At 41.2% G+C, this 5,469-nt stretch carries 7 protein-coding genes and 1 pseudogene; all 8 read left to right on the top strand.

Features of this window, described 5'->3' with window-relative positions; all coding sequences use genetic code 11:
* The coding region (locus H5202_RS17400) for a putative PEP-binding protein (protein WP_336244808.1) at positions 1 to 317 on the top strand (317 nt) is incomplete at its 5' end.
* Positions 318 to 399: 82 nt separating this feature from the next.
* Positions 400 to 909: a PTS glucose transporter subunit IIA gene (gene crr / locus H5202_RS17395; RefSeq protein WP_182773191.1), complete on the top strand. Its 510-nt coding sequence runs from the start codon at positions 400 to 402 to the stop codon at positions 907 to 909.
* 274 nt (positions 910 to 1,183) lie between these two features.
* Positions 1,184 to 1,525: an ArsC family reductase gene (locus H5202_RS17390; RefSeq protein WP_182773190.1), complete on the top strand. Its 342-nt coding sequence runs from the start codon at positions 1,184 to 1,186 to the stop codon at positions 1,523 to 1,525.
* Complete coding sequence (dapE, locus tag H5202_RS17385; protein WP_182773189.1) at positions 1,525 to 2,658, top strand: succinyl-diaminopimelate desuccinylase; 1,134 nt, start codon at positions 1,525 to 1,527, stop codon at positions 2,656 to 2,658. The genes H5202_RS17390 and dapE overlap by 1 nt, the downstream gene beginning before the upstream one ends.
* On the top strand, positions 2,649 to 3,359 hold the full coding sequence (locus H5202_RS17380) for a D-alanyl-D-alanine carboxypeptidase family protein (RefSeq protein ID WP_182773188.1): 711 nt from the start codon (positions 2,649 to 2,651) through the stop codon (positions 3,357 to 3,359). Before dapE ends, H5202_RS17380 begins: the two co-directional genes overlap by 10 nt.
* Before the next feature lie 36 nt (positions 3,360 to 3,395).
* Positions 3,396 to 4,244, top strand: a complete 849-nt coding sequence (locus tag H5202_RS17375) for an alpha/beta fold hydrolase (RefSeq protein WP_182773187.1) — start codon at positions 3,396 to 3,398, stop codon at positions 4,242 to 4,244.
* 109 nt (positions 4,245 to 4,353) lie between these two features.
* Positions 4,354 to 4,968: a carbonate dehydratase gene (gene can / locus H5202_RS17370; protein WP_182773186.1), complete on the top strand. Its 615-nt coding sequence runs from the start codon at positions 4,354 to 4,356 to the stop codon at positions 4,966 to 4,968.
* Positions 4,969 to 5,137: 169 nt separating this feature from the next.
* Positions 5,138 to 5,469 (top strand): annotated as a pseudogene (gene kdnA / locus H5202_RS17365) (8-amino-3,8-dideoxy-alpha-D-manno-octulosonate transaminase KdnA); the annotation flags it as partial.

Here is a 5,469-nt window from a genome sequence, read left to right as displayed (position 1 = left end):
ATTTAGCCAAACAGTATCCACCTTTATCACCTGCTGTTATTCAGTTAATTTTTATGACTATAAATCACTGTAAACAGGCAAATGTTAAGGTATCTTTATGTGGTGAACTTGGCAGCGACCCGCACGTTTTACCTTTACTCGTCGGGCTAGGACTGGATGAGTTGAGCATCAATCCAGCTAATTTATTAGACGTAAAAGTGGCATTGATTAAGGGAACTTACACAAAATTTGTTGCTCATGCTCAACATATTACTTTGTTGACTCGAATAACTGATATACGTACAGCCATTATCGCTTTTGCACTTGATTGCGATTAATCAAGCGAATAAAGTTGGTAAAGTTGGCAGAGCCGTTTACAATTAACCGCATAAAAATATTAATAAAAAGGGGCTTTTTCTTATGGGATTTTTAAGCCGTATTAGACGACTTATTTCTGGCCAACCACCATTAACAGGTGGTATTGCCATTTATGCACCCGTATCTGGTGATATTGTTGCAATAGAAAAAGTACCCGACGTGGTATTTGCTGAAAAAATTGTTGGAGATGGCATTGCTATCGACCCTAAGGGCGAATTCATTGCCGCCCCGATAGATGGCACCATAGGCAAGATTTTTGAAACTAATCATGCATTTAGCATCGAATCGCCACAAGGACTTGAACTGTTTGTGCATTTTGGGGTTGGTACTGTTGAACTCAGAGGCAATGGTTTTAAACGTTTGGCCGAGGAAGGTCAGCAAGTTAAAGCCGGTGAACCGATTTTATCTTTCGACCTGGCCTATTTACGCGGCAAAGTCGACAGTTTACTGACTCCGGTAGTGCTGGCAAATATGGAAGACGTTAAACAATTAGATAAGGCTCAAGGCAGCGTTGTTGCTGGTAAAGATATTATTTTTACGGTGCAAATGTAACATCATTTGACTCTATCTATTTAACAACCCTATTCAATGGTTGTCGTAAACAATCGCGCCACAATAATATGCAACCTTCAGCTTAAGTGAGCGTAGGTTGCATATTATGAAATCTTTTCAAAACACCGTCTTCGGCTTGTTCAAGCCGCTTCACAATGCCACAATGTTGTTAAATGCATTCAATGATATCCCTTTTACATAAGGCACTTTTTCAGGCTTATCTAAAAAGCCAAGACTTACATGACAACCCTATCGACATTAATGGAGTATTCTTTTGACTTTATACGGCATAAAAAATTGCGATACAGTTCGTAAAGCGCGCAAATGGCTTGAAGCCGAAAAAATTGATTACACGTTTCACGACTTCCGTGAAGATGGCCTAAATGAAGCCATGGTTACTCAGTGGGCTGATGTTGTCGGTTGGGAAACCTTATTTAACAAACGCAGCACCAGTTTTCGTGGTTTGACTGATGCTGAAAAAACGGATATTACTCAAGACAAAGCCATAGCATTAATGGTGCAACATCCAACGTTAATTAAGCGCCCGGTCCTTGTCAACGACGATAAATTACTGGTTGGTTTTAACGTAGCTCAATACCAAGCGTGGTTAACATAATGAATAATGATGTAGTTGAATTAGCAAAAGATCTTATCTCACGTCCATCGGTAACACCGCTGGATGAAGGCTGCCAAACATTAATGGCTAACCGCCTTGCCGCCATTGGTTTTAATATTGAACCGATGGTTTTTGAAGACACGACTAACCTTTGGGCAAGAAGAGGTAACAGTGATCCGGTTTTCTGTTTTGCAGGCCATACTGATGTCGTCCCTACAGGCGACCTTAACCGCTGGCATACTCCTCCGTTTGAACCGACCATTATTGATAACTATTTACATGGTCGCGGCGCGGCAGACATGAAAGGATCGTTAGCCGCGATGATAGTCGCAACTGAACGATTTATTGATAAACATCCAGACCACAATGGATCTATTGCTTATTTAATTACTAGTGATGAAGAAGGTCCTTTTATTAACGGTACCACTCGGGTTATTGATACGCTCGAAGCTCGTAATGAAAAAATGACATGGGCCCTGGTTGGCGAACCTTCTTCAACTCATAAATTGGGTGATGTCGTCAAAAATGGTCGTCGTGGCAGCTTAACTGGCAACTTAACTGTTAATGGTATTCAGGGCCATGTTGCCTATCCACATTTAGCCGACAACCCCATTCATAAAGCAGTTCCCGCGTTGACTGAGCTGGCGCAAATGCATTGGGATAATGGTAACGAGTTTTTCCCACCTACCAGTTTCCAAATTGCTAACATTAATGGCGGTACTGGCGCATCGAATGTTATTCCCGGTGAATTAACCGTGATGTTTAACTTTCGTTACTCTACAGAAGTGACAGCAGAAGAATTGATCACGCGAGTAGTAAGTATTCTTGACGCCCATGGCTTAGATTATGATATCAACTGGATTTTTAATGGTTTACCGTTCTTAACGGGTGACGGTCCACTGCTTGATGCCACACGGGAAGCGATTCGCGAAGTTACAGGTTATGAAACCGACCCACAAACTTCAGGTGGAACCTCAGATGGACGCTTTATCGCGCCAACTGGTGCACAAGTGTTGGAATTAGGCCCCGTCAACGCGACTATTCATAAAGTAAATGAATGCGTCAACGTCGCCGACTTAGAGATATTAGCCAATTGCTATGAACGTATTTTGGAAAAGTTATTGTGCAAATAAGCTTACAGTTTTCTTCGATTGATATCCCTGGCGAGCAAGCTAAGCTATACGGTTTAGACGATCGTCATTTAGTTTCATTCGGGCAGTTTTTACTTGAACAACGCACTGCAACTGCATTTCAGCAGTTGCAGAACGCGGCATCTGCTGCGGGGTTTGATGTACAAATATGTTCGGCATATCGACCATTTGATCGTCAATTAAGTATTTGGAACGCCAAAGCCACTGGCCAACGTCAATTACTCGACCAACACTCAAATCCAGTTGAGTTTACTTCACTCACGCCCCAACAACTGATTGATACCATTTTGATATGGTCTGCACTCCCTGGCGCATCTCGGCATCATTGGGGCACCGATTTCGATATATATGATGCGAATAACATTAGCAAACAAGCACTGCAGTTAATCACTGCAGAATATACCGCCGATGGCCCTTGTGCTCCATTACATCAATGGCTTATCTCGCATGCTGCTGAGTTTGGATTTTATTTCCCGTATCAGCCTGGTTTAAGTGGCGTTAGCCCGGAACCATGGCATATGAGCTATTTTCCTGTCGCTAATGAGTTGTTGGCACAATTTAGCGTAGATGAATTAGCAAAAGTGTTGTCTGCGACAGAAATATCGTTAAAATCAGACCTACTTGAACGGCTAATAAAGTTAGTTAATCATTATGTTTTCTTTGTTGCGCCCTCTCCGGCTTAGTGTCTGCGCGCGTTTCCCTTTTTGAATGAGTCAATTATGTCCACTTTAATGCATCACATAAAAATTGATAATCAACCACTGTATTACTTGGATGAAGGACACGGACCTGTTGTTATCTTTTGTCATGGCTTACTCACCAATAGCATGATGTGGCAATCGCAAATTGATCTATTGTCATCACAGTATCGATGTATCGCCATCGATTTTTGGGGCCATGGCCAAACAACTACTATCCCTGAATCCGTTCAAAATCTACAAGATGTTGCCCAACACGTATTAACGCTAATGGATAGGCTTGAAATCAAGTCGGCCGTCATAGTAGGCCATGGTAGTGGTGGTGCTATTGCGGCAGAGCTTATATTGCACTCTCCAACTCGGATTAATGGCTTGGTGATGCTAAACAGTTTTGTGGGATTTGAACCGCAAGTTAATTGCGTTAAATACCAGGGATTAATGGCTCAAGTGGCCAACGAGAAAGCAATATCATCTGAGCTAGCACAAACTATTAGCACATTATTTTTCAGCAAAGACATTGACGAATTGGTCAGCCAAGACTCTAATCTGGCAACCATGGTTGAACAGTTTAGTGCTGGATTAACATCTTACTCAAGCGAACAAATTACTGTGTTACTTAAATTTGCAAATATGGTCATATTTAAACGTGACACACTCGAATCTGTCGAGTTATTAACATTACCAACATTAGTGGTGGCAGGATTAAGTGGTTATTTGCGTACTGCACTTGAAAGTTATTTAATGCATGACTGTATTGATGGCAGCCAATTATTGCACATAGAACAAGCTGGCCACTTAGCTAACATTGAAAAGACAGCCATTTTTAATCAGCATCTTATTGATTTTTTAAGTAAAGTTAATTTTAATTAATCACCTCAATGGATAGACCAGATACACTGACATTGCTGATATACTCATTACAAAATGACATATTGCCTGTAATACCTTACTGGTAAAAAACGACCTAATTCGAGCACCAATGAAACTTCTTAAACCATTATTTGATAATAATCGCCGTTGGGCTGAACGGATCAGCAAAGAAGATCCGACCTTTTTCGAAAAATTAGCAAAACAACAGAATCCTGAGTATCTGTGGATTGGTTGTTCCGACAGTCGAGTACCTTCGAATCAAATTATCGACTTATTACCTGGTGAAGTATTCGTTCACCGTAATATCGCTAATATGGTCATACATACTGATTTAAATTGTTTATCTGTGCTGCAATATGCTGTCGATGTGCTGAAAGTAAAACATATTATGGTCGTTGGTCATTATGGTTGCGGTGGTGTGCGTGCCGCAATGAATCAAGATCGATTGGGTCTGATAGATAACTGGCTTGGACATTTGCGTGATATTCATCGTTTTCATTGTGCAGAACTTGAACCTATGACAGATCAAAAACGCTTTGATCGTCTTTGTGAACTTAATGTAATAGAACAAGTATCAAATGTAGTGTCGACTAACATAGTCCAAGAAGCGTGGGATCGCGGTCAAGATGTGGCAATTCATGGTTGGATTTACGGCATTAATAACGGATTACTGACAGATTTAGACGTGACGATAGACCGTCTTCATGGTCGAAATTTCGCATAAACATTTGTCCTATACACCTTGACTCTTTTATTAGGCCTGTTATTTAGCAGGCCTTTGTTTATTGTTAATAATAATATGCAATAAAAGTCGCGAACCACCACTGAAGAACGTTATAATCATCCAGTTTATTTAGCGCTACTATGCGCAGAATTTTTAGGAGATTATTTCCATGCCTGGTTTTGAATTATTTGGTCCTGAAGAAAAGCAGGAAGTTGCTGACGTAATGGAGAACGGTTTTACCTTCCGTTATAACTTCGACCATATGCGTAATGATCGCTGGAAAACCCGCGACATGGAGCAACTACTTTGCGAAAAAATGAACGTGAAACACGCTCATTTAGTATTAAGCGGTACTGCTGCATTACAAACTGCAATGGCAGCAGCGGGCATTGGTGCTGGCGATGAAGTCATTGTTCCTCCATTTACCTTCGTAGCCTCTGTTGAAGCCGTGTTTATGGCCGGTGCCGTCCCTATTTTTGCTGAAATTGACGAAACGTTGTG

This window comes from Shewanella sp. SG41-4 (assembly GCF_014164505.1).
In the GTDB taxonomy this organism is placed as follows: Bacteria; Pseudomonadota; Gammaproteobacteria; order Enterobacterales; family Shewanellaceae; genus Shewanella.
Note: the sequence above shows the minus strand (reverse complement) of the source record. Positions and strands in the feature narration are given on the sequence as shown.